The organism is Rhizobium sp. WYCCWR 11146 (assembly GCF_013591995.1).
Lineage (GTDB): Bacteria > Pseudomonadota > Alphaproteobacteria > Rhizobiales > Rhizobiaceae > Rhizobium > Rhizobium indicum.
In genome coordinates this window covers 98,905-117,239 of the sequence record NZ_JACCEY010000024.1, presented here as the reverse complement: position 1 = coordinate 117,239, position 18,335 = coordinate 98,905, and the positions used below count along the sequence as shown (strand labels likewise).

Annotated in this window: 18 protein-coding genes; 8 read left to right on the top strand and 10 right to left on the bottom strand. The window is 61.8% G+C overall.

Annotated elements, in window-relative coordinates:
• Positions 1–15 precede the first annotated feature (15 nt).
• The 4 genes from HX899_RS20330 to HX899_RS20315 all read right to left on the bottom strand — a co-directional run bounded on the left by HX899_RS20330 (position 16) and on the right by HX899_RS20315 (position 4,470).
• Positions 16–1,161 (bottom strand): ABC transporter ATP-binding protein, encoded by a 1,146-nt coding sequence (locus HX899_RS20330; protein ID WP_138387282.1) that lies wholly within the window; start codon positions 1,159–1,161, stop codon positions 16–18.
• A 46-nt stretch (positions 1,162–1,207) separates the two neighbouring features.
• Positions 1,208–2,059: a carbohydrate ABC transporter permease gene (locus tag HX899_RS20325; protein ID WP_138387281.1), complete on the bottom strand. Its 852-nt coding sequence runs from the start codon at positions 2,057–2,059 to the stop codon at positions 1,208–1,210.
• Positions 2,059–2,943, bottom strand: coding sequence for a carbohydrate ABC transporter permease (locus HX899_RS20320; protein WP_181293222.1), 885 nt, complete (start codon positions 2,941–2,943; stop codon positions 2,059–2,061). The genes HX899_RS20325 and HX899_RS20320 overlap by 1 nt, the downstream gene beginning before the upstream one ends.
• A 252-nt stretch (positions 2,944–3,195) precedes the next feature.
• A complete protein-coding gene (locus tag HX899_RS20315; protein WP_181293221.1) occupies positions 3,196–4,470 on the bottom strand; it encodes an ABC transporter substrate-binding protein in 1,275 nt (424 codons plus the stop codon).
• A 200-nt stretch (positions 4,471–4,670) separates the two neighbouring features.
• On the opposite strand from HX899_RS20315, the gene HX899_RS20310 reads away from it, so the two are divergent.
• The 3 genes from HX899_RS20310 (at position 4,671) to HX899_RS20300 (ending at position 7,419) form a co-directional block, all read left to right on the top strand.
• On the top strand, positions 4,671–5,888 hold the full coding sequence (locus HX899_RS20310; protein WP_181293220.1) for an ROK family protein: 1,218 nt from the start codon (positions 4,671–4,673) through the stop codon (positions 5,886–5,888).
• Positions 5,889–6,245: 357 nt separating this feature from the next.
• Complete coding sequence (locus tag HX899_RS20305) at positions 6,246–6,632, top strand: cupin domain-containing protein (protein ID WP_181293219.1); 387 nt, start codon at positions 6,246–6,248, stop codon at positions 6,630–6,632.
• Positions 6,633–6,891: 259 nt separating this feature from the next.
• A complete protein-coding gene (locus HX899_RS20300) occupies positions 6,892–7,419 on the top strand; it encodes a cupin domain-containing protein (RefSeq protein ID WP_181293218.1) in 528 nt (175 codons plus the stop codon).
• 77 nt (positions 7,420–7,496) lie between these two features.
• Here HX899_RS20300 and HX899_RS20295 read toward each other — a convergent pair whose 3' ends face one another.
• The 3 genes from HX899_RS20295 to HX899_RS20285 all read right to left on the bottom strand — a co-directional run bounded on the left by HX899_RS20295 (position 7,497) and on the right by HX899_RS20285 (position 9,800).
• Positions 7,497–8,234 carry a phosphotransferase family protein gene (locus HX899_RS20295; RefSeq protein WP_181293217.1) on the bottom strand — a complete coding sequence of 246 codons (738 nt, stop codon included), beginning with the start codon at positions 8,232–8,234 and terminating at the stop codon, positions 7,497–7,499.
• A 311-nt stretch (positions 8,235–8,545) separates the two neighbouring features.
• A complete protein-coding gene (locus tag HX899_RS20290) occupies positions 8,546–9,127 on the bottom strand; it encodes a TIGR00730 family Rossman fold protein (RefSeq protein WP_181293216.1) in 582 nt (193 codons plus the stop codon).
• A 52-nt stretch (positions 9,128–9,179) separates the two neighbouring features.
• Positions 9,180–9,800, bottom strand: coding sequence for an FMN-dependent NADH-azoreductase (locus HX899_RS20285; RefSeq protein ID WP_138334852.1), 621 nt, complete (start codon positions 9,798–9,800; stop codon positions 9,180–9,182).
• Between the two features lie 209 nt (positions 9,801–10,009).
• Here HX899_RS20285 and HX899_RS20280 point away from each other — a divergent pair, with 209 nt between their 5' ends.
• From HX899_RS20280 to HX899_RS20260, 4 genes are all read left to right on the top strand, one after another.
• The gene (locus HX899_RS20280) at positions 10,010–11,431 is read left to right on the top strand and encodes a PLP-dependent aminotransferase family protein (RefSeq protein WP_181293215.1); all 1,422 of its coding nucleotides are present in this window, start codon (positions 10,010–10,012) and stop codon (positions 11,429–11,431) included.
• A 99-nt stretch (positions 11,432–11,530) separates the two neighbouring features.
• A complete protein-coding gene (locus HX899_RS20275; protein ID WP_138334854.1) occupies positions 11,531–11,986 on the top strand; it encodes a carboxymuconolactone decarboxylase family protein in 456 nt (151 codons plus the stop codon).
• A 95-nt stretch (positions 11,987–12,081) separates the two neighbouring features.
• Complete coding sequence (locus tag HX899_RS20270; protein ID WP_181293214.1) at positions 12,082–12,402, top strand: multidrug efflux SMR transporter; 321 nt, start codon at positions 12,082–12,084, stop codon at positions 12,400–12,402.
• Positions 12,403–12,813: 411 nt separating this feature from the next.
• Positions 12,814–13,428 (top strand): 3'-5' exonuclease, encoded by a 615-nt coding sequence (locus tag HX899_RS20260; protein WP_181293212.1) that lies wholly within the window; start codon positions 12,814–12,816, stop codon positions 13,426–13,428.
• Positions 13,429–13,455: 27 nt separating this feature from the next.
• On the opposite strand, the gene HX899_RS20255 is transcribed toward HX899_RS20260, so the two are convergent.
• On the bottom strand, positions 13,456–14,319 hold the full coding sequence (locus tag HX899_RS20255; protein WP_181293211.1) for a DMT family transporter: 864 nt from the start codon (positions 14,317–14,319) through the stop codon (positions 13,456–13,458).
• 88 nt (positions 14,320–14,407) lie between these two features.
• Between HX899_RS20255 and HX899_RS20250 the strand changes: the two genes are divergently transcribed.
• Positions 14,408–15,817: a PLP-dependent aminotransferase family protein gene (locus tag HX899_RS20250; protein ID WP_181293210.1), complete on the top strand. Its 1,410-nt coding sequence runs from the start codon at positions 14,408–14,410 to the stop codon at positions 15,815–15,817.
• Between the two features lie 266 nt (positions 15,818–16,083).
• Here the strand turns inward: HX899_RS20250 and HX899_RS20245 are convergent, their stop codons facing one another.
• Positions 16,084–16,485, bottom strand: coding sequence for a PleD family two-component system response regulator (locus HX899_RS20245; RefSeq protein WP_138330662.1), 402 nt, complete (start codon positions 16,483–16,485; stop codon positions 16,084–16,086).
• Between the two features lie 10 nt (positions 16,486–16,495).
• The gene (locus HX899_RS20240; RefSeq protein WP_181293209.1) at positions 16,496–18,241 is read right to left on the bottom strand and encodes an ATP-binding protein; all 1,746 of its coding nucleotides are present in this window, start codon (positions 18,239–18,241) and stop codon (positions 16,496–16,498) included.
• Positions 18,242–18,335 lie beyond the last annotated feature (94 nt).

The following is an 18,335-nucleotide window of genomic DNA, read 5'->3' as shown; positions in this document are numbered from 1 at the left end:
TGGAGTTTCCTGTGATTATCTGTCGAGGATGGTTTTGCGGGCACTGATCGTGCGTCCGCCATCGGATGAAAAGAGATAGAGTTCCCGGGCGTCGAGCTTCAGCGCCACGTTCTGCTCGGCGGCAAAGGGCGCCACGTAACTGAGCTGCACCGTGATATTGCCGGTGCCGCTCTCCGAGGCGATGGTCTTGAGATTGCCGGCGTCGACATAGAGGATGGTTTCGCGGCCGAGATGCTCGACGAGCCTGATCTGGCCGTGGATCGCCCCGCCCTCGCCGCCATCGGCGACCATCGATATGTTCTCCGGCCGGACACCGAGCGTCAGGCTGGCGCCCCTCTGCAGCACCGTCGCCTCCGCCAGTTCCACCGTCACCGGCACGAGGCCAGGTGCGGAGACCGTGACATTGCGGCCGGACACGTCGTCGACGGTAACGCCGAGGAAGTTCATCCGCGGGGCGCCGAGAAAGCCCGCGACGAAGAGGTTGTCAGGGTTGCGGTAGAGTTCGAGCGGCGAGCCGACCTGCTCGATCACCCCCTGGTTCAAGACGACGATCCGGCTTGCCATGGTCATTGCCTCCACCTGGTCGTGGGTGACATAGACCATGGTGGCGCCGAGCTCGGCGTGCAGGCTGCTGAGTTCGACACGCATCTGGGTTCGAAGTGCCGCATCGAGGTTCGACAGCGGTTCGTCGAAGAGGAAAACGTCGGGCGAACGGGTGATGGCCCGGCCGATCGCCACGCGCTGCCGCTGCCCGCCGGAAAGCTGCTTCGGCCGTTTCCCCAGCTGGTCGGTGATCCTCAGGATCTTGGCTGCGCGCGCCACCGCCGCCTCGATCTCGGCCTTCGGGCGCTTGGCCATGCGCAAACCGAAGCCCATGTTCTCCGCCACCGTCATATGCGGATAGAGCGCGTAGGACTGGAAGACCATGGCGATGCCGCGATCCCCCGGCTCCTGTTTGCTGACGTCGCGGCCGTTGATCAGGATCTGGCCGGAGGAGATCTCCTCCAGGCCGGCGATCGTCTTCAAAAGCGTGGACTTGCCGCAGCCGGAGGGGCCGACCATGACGATGAACTCGCCTTGCGCTACGGAAAGATCGATGCCGCGCAGCGCGTGATAGGCGCCGTAATTCTTGTTGATCTGTCGGAGTTCGAGACTGGTCATGCGTCCTGGCTCTCTGCTGTTGAAACTTGGAGGTAGAGGAGATCGCTCATCCCTTCACCGCGCCCATCGTCAGGCCGGCGATGAAGTGCCGCTGCATCAGGAAGAACATGATGACGGGCGGCACGGCGACGACGATGGTGCCGGCGGAAATCAGGTTCCAGGCCGAGACCCACTCACCGCGAAGATTGGCAAGGCCGGCGGTCACAGGCTTGACGCTGTCGCTGACGGTCAGCACCACGGCCCAGAAGTAATCGTTCCAGATGAAGGTGAAGATGAGGATGGCGAGTGCGGCAAGCGCCGGCCGCACCAGCGGGATCGCCACATGCCATAGCGTCTGGAAGGGAGACGCCCCCTCGGCGCGCGCAGCCTGGAACAGTTCATCGGGCAATGCCGCAATGAAATTGCGCATGAACAGCGTCGCAAAGCCGGTCTGGAAGGCCACATGGAAGATGATCAGCGCTGCCGTCGTATCGATCAGATCGAGCCGGACCATCAGGTCGCGCACCGGGATCATCATGATCTGGTGCGGCAGGAAATTGCCGCCGACGAACAGCGCGAAGATCAACATGTTGCCGGGAAAGCGATAGCGGGACAGCACATAGCCGGCGAGCGTGGAGAGCACCAGCACGCCGATCACCGAGGGAATGGTGATCGTCAGGCTGTTGAGGAAGTAGCGGGCCATCGGTGTCTGTGTGAAAACATCAGTATAATTGTCGATGACGCCGATGCCGGTCGGCCATCCCCACAGATTGCCGCCCATGACATCCTCAGTCGAGCGGAACGAGGTGAGGATGATCGCAAACAGCGGGCAGAGCCAGAGCAGGAGGACGATGACGACGGCGAGCACATAGAGACGGCGCTGCCAGACGGCGGCATCGGGAATGGGACGAGGATACATCAGCCTCCCCTTTCTTCGGTATGGATGATGCGGCTGAGATACCAGACGATGAAGACGGCCATGATCACGAACAGCACCGAGGCGATCGCCGCGCCGTAACCGAAGCGGTAGGAGAAGATCGACTGCTCGAACATCTGGTAGGCGAGAACCGAGGACGAACCGAACGGGCCGCCGTTCGTCATCACCGACACCATGTCGAAGGAGCGAAGCGCCCCGACGACGGTGACGGCAATGGCGATGAAGGTAACCTGGGTCAGCTGCGGCAGCACGATGTGCCACAACATGTTCCAGCCCCTTGCCCCGTCGACGCGCCCTGCCCCGATCAGCTCTTCGCTCAAATTGTTGAGACCGGCGAGATAGAGCACCATGCAGAAGGTGATCTGCGGCCAGAGTGCTGCAATCACGATGGCGAAAGTGACGAAATGCTCGTCGGAGAGAACCGCCGGCGCCGTCACCCCGAACGCCCTGAAGATCAGCGCGAGCAACCCGAACTCCGGCGTATAGACCCAGGTGAAAACGACGCCGACCGTCACCGAGGCGAGCACCAGCGGAATGAAGAACAGCGACTTCAGGAAGCGCATGCCGCGGATTTTCTGGTTGACCAGCAGCGCGATGGCGAGCCCGAGAGGTGGTGCTGCCATGAACATCACCAGCCAGATCAGGTTGTTCTTCAGCGACACGTAGAATTGCGGATCGCTATAAAGCTCGACGTAATTGCCGAAGCCGATCCACACCATTGGGCCGAAGCCATCCCAGTCGTGCAGGCTGATCCACAGGCTCCTGACCGCCGACAGCAGGATGACCGTGAAGAACAGCACGATCGCGGGCGCGATGAGCAAAGTCGGGGTGAGCCACCAACGCTGGCGGCGCCATAACATCAACATGTCCAGAGCCTCAAATTATTTACAAGAGTGGAGCACAGCTCCGCCCGCAGCTTGTTGGCAAACCTCATTCTTTACTCGGCGTCATCTCGGCCTTGTGCCGAGGATCTGCTGCACCGTCTGCAGATGCTCGGGACAAGCCCGAGCATGACGAAAGACGAGTTGGCCGACTTTGTAAGCGGTCTCAGGAGCGGGCTGACGCCCGCTCCTAGGAGTGGAGGCACGCCCCTACTCCCTGCGTCTCCGGGAGGAGAACTAGATTTTGTAGATGCGCTTGCGCGTGCCTTCGAGGCGCGTCAGGATGGCCTTCCGCCGGTCGGGCTTGGCCATGAACTCCTGGAAGCCGACGAGACCTGCCTGCGCCATGTCGGGGTCGCTGTCGCGGTCGTAATATTGCGACGTGCCCTGCACCGTCTTCATCGTCTCGACAGCGACGTTGACGAGGGGGTCCTTGCTTGGCGGCAGGTCGTGGCGCGGCGGCACGTTGCCGCCCGGCTCCAGATAGGCCGCCAGATTCTCGGGCTTGTAGAAGTAGGCGAGGAATTCGCGCGCGCCCTGCTTGTTCTTGGCCTTGGCGGGAATGTGGATCGAGTTGACCGAGAATTCCTCGTAGTGGCCGACCTTGGCGTCGAGCACCGGGAAAGTCGCATAGGAGAGCTGTGGCAGATCTTCGGCGGTGAAAGCCGAGCGCAGGAAAGCGCCGAGGTTCATCATACCGGCCTTCTTCTGCGCCAAGAGCGCAGCGGCCTCCTGCCAGCCGAAGGACGTATGGTTCTCCGTGAAGAACCCCTTCGAAATCATCGCCTCCCACTGATCGAAAACCGCCGTCAGCGCGGGATCGAGATAGCTCATCTCGCCGTTCATCAGCGCCATATGCTTGTCGAGGCCGTTGATGCGAAGGTTCATCTGGTCGAACCAGCCGGCCGCCGGCCACAATTCCTTGGTGCCGATCGCGACCGGCGTGATGCCCGCGGCCTTGCACTTGTCGCCATAGGCCATGAACTCTTCGGCCGTCTTCGGCACGGTCAGACCATGCTGCTCGAACACATCCTTGCGGTAGAACATGCCCCAGAGCGTGCCGCCGGTGGGAAGGCCGTATTGCTTGCCATCGTCGGTGACGGCCCCTGCCGTCGCGCCGAGCACGTCCTTATATTTCTCTTTCTCGAAAAGGTCGGAGATGTCGTCGAACAGGCCGCGCTTGACGAAGGCGCGCATGCGGTTGCCCGAAAACCAGGAGCAAATGTCAGGCGCACCGGCGACGAGATAGTTGCGAATGGCCGTCTTGTGGGCCTCGTGATCCATATTGTTGATGACGACGTTGACGCCGGCTTCCTTGCTGAAGCCCGCGGCAATCGCCTTCAGCGCATCGAGTGCTGCACCATTGTTTTCGGCGGAGATCATCGTGACCTCCTGGGCCTGCGCGATCGCCGGGATCGGAAAGCTGCCGGTGACCGCTGCGGCGGAGACCATGCCCGCACCCTTTAGAAAGCTCCTGCGGGTGGTTGACGGAAATTGCTTCGAAAATGCCATTGAATTCCTCCCAGTTGATCGATCGACACCGCCTGGCCCAAGCGGCCTCCTCCTTGAAGCGCTCGATCAGGCATTCAACGCGCCGATCCATCCGTCGTCCCAGGGCGTATAATCCGCTTGGCTCAGTTGATCGGCGGCCAAACTTATGCATAGATCGAACCAGCCCGCAATAATTAATTTACAAAATTAAGGAATGCATCGTGAAGTTAAAAGGCGACCAGACCACGGCGAGAGCCATGAACCGACGCCTCATCCTCAATCTTCTCCGGCGCGAGGGGCCAAGGAGCCGCGCCGACATCGCGACGGTGATTGGTTTAAGTCCTGCCGCCGTCACCTTCGTCGTCGCCGACCTTCTGGAGGAAGGCATCGTCATCGAAGGGAAGACCGTGCCCGGCCTCTCCGGCCGCCGCCCGATCCCGGTGGATATCAACTACGAGCACGCGCTCGCCATCGGTTTCAAACTGATGGTCGATTCGGTGGAGTGCGTGGCAACCGACCTTGCCACCAACCCCGTCGCCGCCATGCGGGTAAGCCTCGACGGCCATGACCCGGATAAGGTCGCCGACCTGCTGGCGGGCACCGTTCCCCAACTGGTGAAGCTCGCCGGACGGCCGAACGCGAAGCTCGCCGGCATCGGCATCTCCATGCCCGGCGTTATCAACCACGAACAGACGGCCTGCGTGCGCAGCTACCGATTCAAATGGGACAATGTCCCCCTCGCCTCACTGGTCGCGAGCCGCGTCCATGTGCCGGTCTGGCTGGAGGATGACACTAACGCCTATGCCATCGCCCAGCAGCTCTTCGGGCTCGGCCGCCAGCATCGCAACATGGCGGTTCTCGCCGTCGGCGTCGGCATCAGTTGCGCGCTCGTCATCGACGGCAAACTCTACCGCGGCGCCAATGGTGCTGCCGGCAAATTCGGCCACACGCTCTATGAGGAGAATGGCCGGCTCTGCGAATGCGGCAAGCGCGGCTGTCTGATGGCCTATCACTCCGAAATCTCGATGCTCCGGCGCTGGCGGGAAGCGACCGGCCGCGAGGAACTCGGACTGCCGGAACTGACGGCTGCGCTCGCATCAGGCGATGCCGCCGCCCTCGCTCTCGTTGCCGATTCCGGCCGCGGCATCGGCACCGCCCTTGCCAATCTCGTCAACATCACCGACCCCGAAGTCATCGTCGCCGGCGGCGAAGCCGTCTCCCTCGGCGATCCTTTCCTGACGCCGCTGCGCGAAGCGCTTTCCGCCCGGACCTTCCGAACCGCCCCGCCCCTCTTGCCCGACTGGGAGGACAATTCCTGGGCCCGGGGTGCCGCCGCTCTGGTCACCCAGAAAATATTCGACTTCGAATCCTCCGGCGGCATCACGGACATTGCCAATCTTACCGGCGTCAGACCCGTGGACTCATCGTCGGCCGCCTAATTCAGGCAATGGCGTCACCGACGTTCCCTCATTCCTGTGCTTGTCACAGGAATCCAGCCACGGCGCGTCCGCGCCGTGATTGACTCTGCTGCAAGAACAAGTCTCCCGCGCCCAGAGACCTGGGCGCACTGGATCTCTGTGACGAGCACAGAGATGAGGGAGATTGGGTTGGCGGTCTCGCCAACCCCGCACCGCCTCTAAATAGGACCACGTCAGAGCAGCCTCACGACCGATCGCGCCGCAGATACACTGGCTTACAAAAATGCGGGTTTGCAGACACATCCCTGGTTCAATCATCGACTTAAATCCCGATGCGGCCAACCGGTCGGAAATGGTCAATTCAGGAAGGATGACGACATGAAAATGATCCAGGCTATCGCCCTCGCCCTTGTTCTCGGCGGCGCAGCAACAGCACATGCAGAACAGCCGATACAGCGCACCGATCTCATCAAGAGCGATATCGATGTGCCCGGCCACGAGGTCGTTCAGGTGCGCGTCGATTTGGCTCCAGGCGTTCTCGCCCCCAATCACTCGCATCCCGGCGAGGAAGTCGCCTTCGTCATCGAGGGAACCCTGGAATATCAGCTCCAGGGCAGAAAGCCCGTTACCCTAAACGCCGGCCAATCCCTGTTCATCCCCTCGGGTGTCGTTCACTCGGCGAAGAACGTCGGCAACGGCAAGGCGTCGGAATTGGCAACCTACATCGTTCGCAAAGGCGCGCCGCTCGTCGTGCCTGCCAAGTGAGCCATTCGTAGAAATTTCCGTCCGAATGGGGGCTGCCGCGGCAGGGATCCTCGGATCAAGGTTCCGCCCTCGCATGGCAACTCCCTTCGCCCCGTTCACGGAGAGAGGGTTAGTGCGAAGGGCTCCCCCGAGCCGAATGGCGACGGACAGCCACGCTGCTTGCGTGCGGGCCACCGTTTCGCCCTTGCGGTCGCCTTCCATTCACGGCAGCATGTCCGTGTCCTCAATCATCTGAACCTCTCACATCAGGAGGATTACCATGGCAACGTCGGAGCGCCCCTCCTTTGTCGTCCACTGGAGCGAGATCGAACGGCCTGACGACTCGCATTATGACGATGACGACGAATTGATGAGCATCGGTGCGCCTTTCGGACGCTATTTCGGCCTGGCGAAATTGGGCATTCATCACGAGCGCTTGCCGCCTGGCCGGCGCACATCCTTTCCGCATGCCGAAAGCGCCGAGGAAGAATTCGTCTATGTCATCGAAGGCGCGCCCGACGTCTGGCTCGATGGCCATCTCCATCGGCTGAAGCCCGGCGACGCTGTCGGATTTCCTGCCGGCACCGGGATCGCCCATAGTTTCCTCAACAACACGCAAGCCGAAGTGCATCTCCTCGTCGTCGGCGAGCGCCACAAGGCCGAAAACCGCATTTTCTATCCGCTCCATCCTCACCGCCGACCGCTGCATAATGATTGGTGGGATGACCATCCCACTCACGCCCTCGGTCCGCACGATGGAATGCCGGACCTGGTGCGGGAAGCAAAGGACCGAGGAAGCAGCGAATAGATCAGCCAGGCCGATAGCCGGCCGCAATAGCGGCTTCGCGCAAAGCGGAGACCAACGCTTGGCTGGAACTTCGACAGTTATGGGCTCGCGCCAGCCGATCGCAACAGTTCGGCATTTTCGTTTGCAACGCCTTCCGTCAGCCGGGCGGCGGCAATCGGGGGAAGCCAGGCCAGAATGCCGCTGACCTCCGATCCGGTGACCGAGGGGTAAGCTTCGACATAGCCCATTGCCCGGTGAGGCATCGCATGGTGCAACAGGAGGTATGTTCGGCAGACATCGGCCAGAGGATTGCCACAGCAGGCGTCCAGCCAATCGACGATCATGAACCCCTGCCCCGAGCCGTGAACATTCCAGGGGTGGAAATCGCCGTGACACACTCTGTCGCCATCTGGCAGGGATTCGAGTTGCGCCAGAAGCTGATTTCTGGATGAAGAATCCAAGTGCTCGGCCCGGCGGATCCTGGCGGAAAGCCTCGCCATGAGAGACGGCAACCCGTCGCCCGGCTTTTCGTGAATTCTTCGATGCAGTTGCGCCATGTCTTCAAGCGGCGCTCTTCCTGCCGTCGAGACGAATTGGTCGGCAAAACCGGAACTGGGCGCGCGATCCATCAACACGCCCCAGCGCCCATCGAATTCGGCTACGGCGTGGACCTTTGGCGTCGGCAGCGCGAGCCTCTCAAGGATCGACAGGTTCGCAGCTTCCCTGAATGACGACGTTTTGCTGGCAGTTGGCCGGTATAGCTTGAGCGCCAAGGCACCATATTCGAAGACCTCGGCCTCTTTACCCGAACCAAGGAGCCGACCGATTTCGGTCATTGCAGAGCCTCCATCTGAATTCAGGACAGCTCGCGGCAGAGCTGATCGCGCCATAAAGCGCATTGAGGGCTCCCGTATTGCCCTTGCGTGCCTCTTTCGACATCGCTTGCCAAGCCTGCGCACAATCGCCTTGACGAAGCAGTCTTACCGCCTTTTTGTTCCAGGCCTGCAACTTTTCTTCGTTCGCGGTGGCGACCGCGGGAGACGATACAGGTAACAATCCCGCCATCAGCATCGGGGCTCGCTGCGGCGTACCTATCGCGCTTGCCCAACAACACCAATAACCGGCCTGCGGCATCGTCGGATGGAAGCTATAGCCATTTCGGCACCTCGACGCGCGTATAGCTGCGCAGCTTGTCGATCAGGGCGCTCTCATCCGTGTTGACAGAGATCGATTGCCTGTGTGCGGCCGGCAGGAACTTCGTCTCGACCATATGGTCGATGAAGCCGAGGAAGGCGTCGAAGAAACCGGCGGAGTTCAGGAGGCCCACGGGTTTGTCGATCTCTGAGAGCTGGTTCATGGTCCAGACCTCCATCAGTTCCTCGATGGTGCCGATGCCGCCCGGCAGCGCAATGAAGGCATCGGAAAGCTCGACCATGCGTTCCTTGCGGCTGCGCAGCGTCTCGACGATCTCATGCCTGGTCAGGCCGGCATGCGATTGCCCGCGCTGATGCAGGCTTTCCGTAATGACGCCATGGACGCTGCCGCCGGCTTCCAGGGCGGCATCGGCGACGACGCCCATCAGGCCCTTGACCGTTCCGCCATAGACGATGGTTATCCCCGCCTCCCCCAGCGCCTGGCCGAGGGCGCGGGCGCCGTCGGCAAAGGCCTCCGAAGCGCCGAAATTGGAGCCGCAGAACACCGCGACGGACTTGATTGAACGTATCGTCATCTGAACCTTCTATCTCCTCATAGGCATTTGCATATACCTAGTCGATTCCAAGCTACGAGTGAGCGTAAAGCGAAGAGAAATGCTCCTCCAGCGCCCGACGTGTACCGATCCTGGTTTCCGCTGTGGCATCGGGGCCGGCACCTGTCCCCTGCACGGAGAAGAAGGTCAGGTCGTGCAGCCCGATCGTGGCGAGGATGGCTTTCAGATAAGGCGTCAGGAAATCCGGCTGGCGGGCGCGCTCCCCGGAAAACCGCCCGCCCGAGGCGATGGCGATGAAGACGGGGCGGTCGCGTAGCGTGCCTACTTTTCCGGCCGCGCCGACCGTGAAGGTCCGCCGCGCCCGCACGACATGATCGATCCAGGCCTTCAGCGCCGAGGGTACGGTCAGATTGTGCATCGGCGTTCCGATGACGACGAAGTCCGCAGCCTCCAGCTCGCGGACCAGTTCCTCGGACTGGGCCATCGAGCCCTCACGGGAGACGTCCGCCGCAGAAGCCTGGGAGATCGCATAGGCCGCATCGACATGGGCGATCGTGCCATTGCCGATCACCCTTTCGACCACGATCGCCTCCGGCACCTTTTCCAGGAGAAAGCCGATAATCGCTTGCGAGAGCCGGTAGCTCTCGGCAGCCTGCCCGCGCGGGCTGCTGCTCACATGTAGGATTGTCTTCATTGACCCATTTCCAAGTTCTGTCCAAATCCTGCCGCTCGCGTTTGATGGAGCACGATGCCGATTTGAAGCGTGGACGTGGCAATAGTTCTACAAATCCGATGGTCCATCTCCAAGGTCCATAAAGGAACCTTGGAGATGGGCCATGATTGTGCCAGCCGGGCCGTTATGGCATCATTATCCGACCATCCATCTGAGAGGTTGACCAGCCCATGACCGGCGCCAGGCCTGGCAATATCCCGCCGCTCGATCCAACTGCGGCGACGCCGTTTTACCGGCAGATCTACGATCGCTTCCGTGGCGCCATCGCCAGCGGTCTGTTGAAGCCCGGCGATCGAATACCTTCGGCACGGGCGCTGACCAAGGAATTGGGCCTCGCCCGGGGCACCATCGAGGCCGCCTATTCCCTGCTCGCCGCCGAGGGTTATATCCAGGCCCGCGGCCAGGCCGGCACCATCGTCGCGCCGGATCTCAAACCGCAAATGCCGGCTCCAAGCCCGATCCCGCCGGCCGATAGCGGCATCGCGCCGACGAGTTTTCGTCCCGACTCGATCATGCCCTTCCAGATGGGCCTGCCCGCACTCGATGCCTTTCCCCGCAAGATCTGGGCGCGGCTCGGCGCGCGCTGCGCGCGCGCCATGCAGCCATCAGACATGGTTCACCCCGCCGTCTCCGGCCTGCCGGCGCTGCGTGCTGAGATCGCCGCCTATCTGCAGGTCTCGCGCGGCATCAGTTGTTCGCCGTCTCAGGTGTTCGTCACCTCAGGTTATCGCCATACCATCGCGCTGATCGGGCATGCCTTGCTGAAGCCGGGCGATCGCGTCTGGCTTGAAAACCCGGGATATCCGCCGACGCGGGAGCTGTTCCGGCATATGCAGATCGCGAGCGTTCCCGTGGCGGTCGATCGCGATGGTTTGGTCGTTTCCGACGGTATCAGGCTGGCGCCCCGCGCACGCGCGGCGGTGGTGACACCCGCGCATCAGAGCCCGCTCTGCGTGTCGCTCTCCCTGCCCCGACGTCAGGCGCTGCTCGACTGGGCTGCCGGCAACGACACCTGGATCATCGAGGACGATTACGACGGCGAATATCGCTATGTCAGCCGTCCCCTTCCGGCCTTGAAGAGCCTCGATCGCGATGGACGGGTGCTCTATGCCGGCACCTTCAGCAAAGTGCTGTTTCCGAGCCTCCGGCTTGCCTATCTCGTCGTGCCGGAAGCTGAGGTGGCGCGGTTCGAGGAGATGACCGAGGCGCTGGCCGCCGGCAGTCCTGAGCTGACGCAGGCAATCGTCACCGCCTTCATCACCGAGGGTCATTTCGCCAGGCACATCCAACGTATGCGCAGGCTCTATGCCGAGCGCCGCGAGATGACGGCAGCAGGCCTGGAAAGCGTGCTCGCCGGCCATATGCAGATCGATTCCCAGCCCGGCGGCATGCACCTGATCCTGCGGCTGTTAGGCCGGCAGTCGGACCGGGAGTTCGTGGCACGCATGCGCAAGGAAGGCCTCTATGCGGAGGCACTGACTGACTGGATGATCGAGGGTGACGCCGCCCCGGCCCTGCTTCTCAACTTCACCAATATCGACTCTCAGCGCACAGCCGAAACGCTCGCAAGGCGGATGTCGAAACTGCTTTGAGCGATATCATGGCCTAATCCAGAATGCCATTCATGGACCTTCTGATATAGGCCAAGATGCACGACGATGAAGTCCTTCAATCAGAAAGGAACAATCGTCATGAGCAAACGCATCGACTACGCAAAGGCTTCTCCCGAGGGATACCGGGCTTTTGGCGGCGTCTACGTCGCCATCCAGAAAAGCGTCCTGCCGAAGGAGCTGGTCGATCTCGTCTATCTCAGGGTGTCTGAGATCAACGGCTGCGCCTTCTGCATCGACATGCACTCCCGCGATCTGCTGAAATCAGGCCTGACGGTGGAGAAGCTGGTATTGGTCGCGGTCTGGCGCGATGCCGGCAACCTGTTCAGCCCCCGCGAACGCGCAGCCCTTGCCTGGGCGGAAACGGTCACGCGCGTCGCCGAAACCGGTATTCCCGATGCCGATTACGCCGCTGCTGCTGCCGAATTCGACGACAAGGAACTTGCCGATCTCACCTATGCGATCGGCCTGATGAACGCCTTCAACCGCTTCGGCATCGCCTTCCGCTCGACGCCGGCGGCTGTCGCCAAGGCCTGAAGCTGCCAGGCGGGCGCTCACATATGCGGGCGCCTGCTCCCCTCAGAATAAAGCGCGCCGGCCGCAAGGTTCGGCCCATCAAGGGATTCACAACTATGGCTTGGGCGCTCCTCGGCATCGCCGGCATCCTCGAAATCGGCTTCGCCTTCTTCATGAAATCATCCATGGGCTTTACCCGGTTGATCCCCGCTTTGCTGACCGTTGCCACTGGCCTGTCGAGCGTCTTCCTTCTGTCGATTTCGCTGCGCACCCTGCCCGTCGGCACCGGCTATGCAGTTTGGACCGGCATCGGCGCGGCCGGCACCGCGATCCTCGGAATGGCCGTGCTGGGCGACTCCGTCGCGCCGATGCGGCTCTTCTGCATTGCTCTCATCCTGGCCGGCGTGATCGGCCTTAGGCTAGTCTCGGGCAGTTGATCCGAGCGCCGGCTCGAGAATCGATCCGAGCGGGTGCTGTATCATTAGGGATCGTTGCAGGCTTTAGCCCTTACCACGTCATCGAAGATGTAGCGTCCGGATGTTTGGTCCGAGCAGCGGTCGATGTGGTCGTTCGCGATGAACCCCGACCAAACGATGAGGCTGAAGCCGACGACAAACACCAGCCCCGCCGCAATTCCAATCACCTTGACAATCCGTCGCACCCCTCCCGACACTTTCGCTCCACGCTTCCGCCGTCCCGGCCCCGCCAGGCGCCGGTAGCGGCCTTTGCCTCGTCCTTGCGGCTTGCCGCGACGGCGATTGCCTGGCTCATTGCCTTTATTGGGGGTACTCCATCTATTGGATACCTCCTTAAATTTATCGCCCAAATTCGTGAGGGTAGTTTCAACGATGAAGACCGCGATCATATTCGACTGTGAATTTCTTTGCCTGGAAGGCTCGCAACGCAGATTTTGGTGCGCGGCCCACGATCCCGATCCTGTCATTGCGCAGATCGGAGCCGTCAAGCTTGGCCTGGAAGGCGAGTTTCAGATCCTCGATACCTACAAGTCCTATGTTCGGCCCATCGATCGCTTCGGTAAGAGGTATCCGCTCGATCCTTATTTCACCAAACTAACCGGCATCACCGAGGAGGATATCGACGCTCATGGCGTGGCGTTGGAGGATGCCCTTTCCGGCGTCGACAGCTTCTCGGGCGGCGCCCGGTTTTGGTCCTGGGGCAAGGACGAGCTGAACATGTTGGCCATCAGCTGCTATGTCGCCGGCATTCAGCCTTCCATCCCGGCCCGCCGCTTCGACAACGCCGTCAAGCTGCTCGTCGCTGCGGGGATGCCGATCGAGGATTTGGCAAAGACACCCAGCAACAAACTGGCCGACTACTACGGCGTCGACCATCCTCCATTGCGTGGGCATGATGGGCTCGACGACGCTCTGTCGATTTCATACACGCTGCAACATCTGATGAAGATCGGAAAATTGCAGCCCGAGGTTTTCGACCGAATCTGAGGACAGAGAAAGCGTCACGATCCTCCCCTACCGCGCAAACCTGCGGGCGCCGGCGACGCAGAGGATGACGGCGACCGTGACGGCGAGCATGGCCCAGGTCACGGGCTCGTGCAGCAGGGTGGCAGCAAGCGCCAGACCGAAGAACGGCTGGAGCAGTTGCAATTGCCCGACGGCGGCGATGCCGCCCTGCGACAGGCCGCGATACCAGAAGATGAAGCCGATCAGCATGGAAAACAGTGAGACATAGGCAAGACCGAGCAGCGCCGGCGTTTCGATGCCGGTGAAGGTTGCCGGCCGGTGGAAAAGCGCGACTGCGACCGTCAGTGGCAGCGACAGCACGAGCGCCCAGGAGATCACCTGCCACCCGCCGAGCGTGCGTGCAAGCCTGCCGCCTTCGGCATAGCCGAGGCCGCAAACGACGACTGCCGCCAGCATCAGGAGATCGCCGACCGGCGAGGCCGTCAGCCCTTGCGTCAATGCGAACCCCGCCACCAGCGCGCTGCCGAGAACGGAAAAGAGCCAGAATGCCGGCTTCGGCCGTTCTCCGCCACGGACCACGCCGAAGATCGCCGTTGCGAGCGGCAGCAGGCCGATGAAGACGATCGAATGGGCTGACGTGACATGCTGCAGCGCCAGCGCCGTTAGCAGCGGGAAGCCGACAACGACGCCCAGCGCCACGACGGCCAGGGAGAGAATATCACCTCGGCTCGGCCGCTTCTCTCTGAAAGCAATCAGCAGGCCGAGGGCGAGAAAGCCGGCGATCGCCGCGCGCGCCACGGTGAGGAAGACGGGATCGAACTGCATCACCGCCACGCGGGTGGCCGGCAGCGATCCGCTGAAGATCACCACCCCGATAAAACCATTGATCCATCCCGATGCCATGCGGTCCATGATGCGCTGCACTCCTTCATTCTGCCCCTTATCGGCCAATACGGATGGTTCTGACAGTCACAGTCTGATACAATTTCGCGAAACTGTAATGATGCAGGAAACAATACAGATGAACGAGGGACGCACGCGCGTGGAGATGGTCGCCGCGACGATAAGGCAGCGTATCGCCGCGCGCAGCCTGACGCCGGGCGCAAAGCTACCATCTGTGCGGGGGCTGGCCGCGACGTTGAAGCTCTCGACTTCGACCGTTGTCGACGCCTATGAGCGGTTGGCCGCGGAAGGCGCGATCCTGGCAAGACCAGGCTCGGGATTCTACGTCGCCAACCAGGCAGCGCCCTTTGCGCTTGCCGAGGCTGGGCCGAAGCTCGACCGCGCGGTCGATCCGTTCTGGATATCGCGGCAATCGCTGGAGGCCGGCGCAGCCGACCTGAAGCCCGGCTGCGGCTGGCTGCCGCCCTCCTGGTTGCCAGGAGACGGTATGCGCCGCGGGCTCAGAACACTTGCCCGCGCTGACGGGCCGGCGCTCGCCGACTACGGCTCGCCGCTCGGCTTGCCGCAACTGCGCCAGCTGATTTCCCGCCGCATGGGTGAACGCGGGATCGAAGCGTCCCCGGATCAAATCATGCTGGCCGATTCTGGCACGCAGGCCATCGATCTGCTCTGCCGTTTCCTGCTGGAACCCGGCGACACGGTGCTGGTCGACGATCCTTGCTATTTCAATTTCCATGCGCTGCTACGCGCCCATCGGGCAAAGATCGTCAGCGTGCCCTACACCGCGTCCGGTCCCGATATCGAACTGTTTGCGCAAGTCGTCGCCGATGAGCGTCCGCGGCTCTACATCACCAACTCCGCCATCCACAATCCGACCGGCGCAACACTGTCTCCCGTTACGGCTCACCGGGTTCTAAAACTCGCCGACCAGTTCGACCTGACCATCATCGAGGACGATATCTTCGCCGACTTCGAGCACACGCCGGCGCCCCGCCTTGCGGCTTTCGACGGGCTCGAGCGGGTCATTCACATCGGCAGCTTCTCGAAAACCCTGTCTGCCTCGGCCCGCTGCGGTTTCGTCGTGGCGAAACCGGAATGGATCGACGGCCTGACAGACCTCAAGATCGCCACCTCCTTCGGCGGCGGCCGGCTGACGGCGGAACTGGTGTTGAACGTCTTGAGCGACGGCAGCTATCGCAAACACATGGAAACGCTGAGACACCGCCTCTCCCGGGCGATGAGCGAGGTCTCGGCCAGACTGAAGAATCTCGGCATAACGCCCTGGCTGGAGCCTCAGGCTGGAATGTTCCTCTGGTGCCGGCTGCCTGATGGCATCGATGCAGCTGATGTGGCGCGGGCCGCACTCGAAAAGAGGATCGTTCTGGCTCCCGGAAACGCATTCAGCCTGTCGCAATCGGCAACGAATTTCATGCGCTTCAACGTGTCTCAGACGCTCGATCCGTGCGTATTCGCGGTGCTGGGCGACATCTTGGCTAGAAGAGGATGATGGAAGGTGGGCGGTAGCGGGTCGAGCGCGCTCTTCTTGCTGCGTCCGACCCCTCTTTTGAGGGCGCATCCACCAACGCTGACTGGTTAGGGGCGGCATTCACCAACGACCCTCATCCTGAGGCGCGTAGCCCACGGGGCGAAGCCTCGAAGGACACGCCGCAGCGCTGCTCCTTGCATCCATCTGACGTTTGCGCACCCGCCTCGCCCTTCGAGGCCCCTGCGGGGCATCTCAGGATGAGGCTTCTTGGGTCCCGCCAGCAACCATCAGAACGACCGGTGAACCGCCTTGTCGTTGGCAAGGCGCGTCACGCAGCCTTCGAGCTTGGCGAGCAGCAGATCGAAGTCGAGCGGCTTCGTCAGATAGTCCGCCGCTCCGCCGCGCAGGCCGGCTAGCGTGTTTTCCCGGTCGGTCAGTGCCGTCAGCAGGATGAAGGGAATATTGGAGAGCTCCGGGTGGTTGATCTGAATTTCTGCCAGAAGCTGGTGCCCGTCCATGACCGGCATCGAAATGTCGCTGATGACGATATCGGGCCATTTCGACAGGATCATTTCCAGTCCCTCGGCGCCGTTCGAGGCCTCGAGTGTCTTGTAGCCGGCTTCGCTCAATTCTTCGACGAGGAGGTTCCGGATCTCGACTTCGTCTTCTACGCACAGGACTGTAACCATGAGCTCTTCCTTAAGCTGCGACGTGTTGATCCGACAATAGAAATTCTATTGGCAGAAGCAGGGTGAATGTTGTGCCTTTGCCGAGCTCGCTCGTCACTTCGACGGTGCCGCCATGCAGTTCGACGACCTGCTTGACGACGTTGAGGCCGATGCCGGTTCCGGCAATACCCGTCGCGCTGCGGGCGCGATAATAGGGCTGGAACAGCTTCGGCAGATCCTCCGCATCCATGCCGATGCCGCTGTCGGAGATGGCGATCTCCACCGTCTTCTCGTCGGCCCGGGCGCGAACATGAATGTCGGGCGCGTTGGGCGAATATTTGACGGCGTTCGAAATCAGATTGGTGAAGACCTGTTCCATCGCACTGCGGTCGAACGTCAATACATCCGGTATGGGCTCAAGATCGAGATGGAACACATGCGTGCGGCTGAGATGGCGCTGCCTGTCGCAGCAGGTGACGAGCAGGGCTTTCAGATCGCCTTGGCTGCGCTTCAGTGTGATCTGTCCGGTTTCGAGCCGGCCGCTGGCGAGGATGCTCTCCATCAGGTCGACCATGCGCACGACAGCGCTTCGGATCACGCCGGCTTTTTCGTGAACGTAATCGCCGCTGACGTTGGTCGTCGAGCGGCAGAGCCGCTGGGCAGCGGCGTCGATGATGGCGAGCGGCGTGCGAAACTCGTGCGAAGCCATGGCGACGAACTGGCGCTGGAGCGCATTCACCTGGCGTTCGTGCACCAGCAGGCGGTCCAGTTCCTCTCTCTGCCTTTCGATCTCGGCCGTTCGATCGGCCACCATCTCTTCGAGATGGTTGCGGTGATGGGTGAGCTGCGCCTGGCTGTCCAGCAGGGTCAGCGAGGTCCGATGCAGACCTCGTCCGAGCCAGGACACGACAGCGATCAGCAGCGCCAGGCAGCCGAGCCCCGCCGGCGCGATCTGCCGAAGCAGCATGAATCCGGGCAGGATAGGCGGCCACACGAAATAGCCGATCGTGCCGCCGTCATGGGACGATACAGGCACTTGCGCCCGCTCGTCCTCACCTTTCGAAGGCGCGAAATGCAAGCCTTCGAGCCGCGCATGATGCGCGATACTTTCAGCGGCCTTTCCATCGATGAACTTGACCGAGATGGCGATGAATTCCTGGCCCGCCTCGATCTGCATCCGGGCCGAGCTCGGCAGAATGGGACGCGCGCTTGCTATCGCCGGTCTGTTGCCGATCATGATCGTCCGAACCGCGGCCAGTTGTCCGAGCGCTTCGGCGCCGGGTTTTGCAGCCGGCTCGACGAGAACGGCGCGCATCTCACCGGCGAGAGCGGTCACTTCTCGGCCGTCGTCGTCACCGAGCCGCGGCGGCATGGCATCCGCGCCGTCGCGGAACGCAAACATCAGGCGATTGGTATCGTCGAAGATATAGGTCCTGTCGTGCCCGAAATACCGGCTCGTCCATTGGCCGACATTGTCGAGCAGCCATTCATGGTTCCGCTGCTTGGCATAAAGGAAGGCATCGTCCCATTTGGTGACGCTTTCCTGCTCCCGGGGAAGTGCCGCGATCTGTTCTTCCAGTCCTTGGCGGACGAAGTCAGCCTGCCGGCGCAGGGAGAGATCATCGACCTTCACCGCGGCGAGCCACGCAAATCCGCACAGCAATGCGGCCGCCGCGCAGGTGAGCGTCACCAAGACGAATGTAATGTGGGATGTGAGCCCGACCTTCAATACCTGCAACCCTTTGATGGCGCCCGCTGCCGAGAAATTGACACGCAAAGGTTGACGGACCGTGAATTATGCGCTCCCGTGCAGGTCCGCGGCAGGTCTCCTATGGCATTCGCAATCAGGAGAAGAGTATGGACGCCGCGGC

What these genes read in the sequence shown, in the direction of transcription:
- HX899_RS20285 (WP_138334852.1), bottom strand. Translation starts at nt 9,800, where the DNA reads ATGAAGACAATCCTACATGTGAGCAGCAGCCCGCGCGGGCAGGCTGCC.
- HX899_RS20255 (WP_181293211.1), bottom strand. Translation starts at nt 14,319, where the DNA reads ATGGACCGCATGGCATCGGGATGGATCAATGGTTTTATCGGGGTGGTG.
- HX899_RS20320 (WP_181293222.1), bottom strand. Translation starts at nt 2,943, where the DNA reads ATGTTGATGTTATGGCGCCGCCAGCGTTGGTGGCTCACCCCGACTTTG.
- HX899_RS20260 (WP_181293212.1), top strand. Translation starts at nt 12,814, where the DNA reads ATGAAGACCGCGATCATATTCGACTGTGAATTTCTTTGCCTGGAAGGC.
- HX899_RS20315 (WP_181293221.1), bottom strand. Translation starts at nt 4,470, where the DNA reads ATGGCATTTTCGAAGCAATTTCCGTCAACCACCCGCAGGAGCTTTCTA.
- HX899_RS20275 (WP_138334854.1), top strand. Translation starts at nt 11,531, where the DNA reads ATGAGCAAACGCATCGACTACGCAAAGGCTTCTCCCGAGGGATACCGG.
- HX899_RS20330 (WP_138387282.1), bottom strand. Translation starts at nt 1,161, where the DNA reads ATGACCAGTCTCGAACTCCGACAGATCAACAAGAATTACGGCGCCTAT.
- HX899_RS20305 (WP_181293219.1), top strand. Translation starts at nt 6,246, where the DNA reads ATGAAAATGATCCAGGCTATCGCCCTCGCCCTTGTTCTCGGCGGCGCA.
- HX899_RS20245 (WP_138330662.1), bottom strand. Translation starts at nt 16,485, where the DNA reads ATGGTTACAGTCCTGTGCGTAGAAGACGAAGTCGAGATCCGGAACCTC.
- HX899_RS20290 (WP_181293216.1), bottom strand. Translation starts at nt 9,127, where the DNA reads ATGACGATACGTTCAATCAAGTCCGTCGCGGTGTTCTGCGGCTCCAAT.
- HX899_RS20300 (WP_181293218.1), top strand. Translation starts at nt 6,892, where the DNA reads ATGGCAACGTCGGAGCGCCCCTCCTTTGTCGTCCACTGGAGCGAGATC.
- HX899_RS20250 (WP_181293210.1), top strand. Translation starts at nt 14,408, where the DNA reads ATGATGCAGGAAACAATACAGATGAACGAGGGACGCACGCGCGTGGAG.
- HX899_RS20325 (WP_138387281.1), bottom strand. Translation starts at nt 2,059, where the DNA reads ATGTATCCTCGTCCCATTCCCGATGCCGCCGTCTGGCAGCGCCGTCTC.
- HX899_RS20295 (WP_181293217.1), bottom strand. Translation starts at nt 8,234, where the DNA reads ATGACCGAAATCGGTCGGCTCCTTGGTTCGGGTAAAGAGGCCGAGGTC.
- HX899_RS20270 (WP_181293214.1), top strand. Translation starts at nt 12,082, where the DNA reads ATGGCTTGGGCGCTCCTCGGCATCGCCGGCATCCTCGAAATCGGCTTC.
- HX899_RS20280 (WP_181293215.1), top strand. Translation starts at nt 10,010, where the DNA reads ATGACCGGCGCCAGGCCTGGCAATATCCCGCCGCTCGATCCAACTGCG.